Origin of the sequence: Priestia sp. SIMBA_032 (assembly GCF_046535215.1) — a bacterium.
Taxonomy (GTDB): Bacteria; Bacillota; Bacilli; order Bacillales; family Bacillaceae_H; genus Priestia; species Priestia aryabhattai.
Genome location: NZ_JAWRXD010001398.1, coordinates 1 through 242 on the forward strand (window position 1 = coordinate 1; position 242 = coordinate 242).

The window sequence follows — 242 nt, forward strand, 5'->3', positions numbered from 1 at the left end:
TGGCCGCATCCGGCCCCGAAGCGGTCCCCAACTACATCATCAGCCTGTGCACCTCGGTGAGTGACCTGTTCGAGGCGCTCGTGATGCTCAAGGAGGCGGGCCTGTTCGATCCCGGCTCACCGGACACGCCGCCGCGGTCGTCGGTCCGGGTCGTTCCGCTGTTCGAGACGATCGAGGACCTCCAGCAGGGTGCGGCGACACTGCTTGCCGCCCTCGAGGTACCGCTGTTTCGGGCGTTGGTG

Annotated in this window: 1 protein-coding gene; it reads left to right on the forward strand. The window is 67.4% G+C overall.

The features are described 5' to 3' along the window. Positions 1–242, forward strand: a 242-nt coding sequence (locus tag SB717_RS38910; RefSeq protein WP_410908605.1) for a phosphoenolpyruvate carboxylase, incomplete at both ends; no start/stop codon positions are given.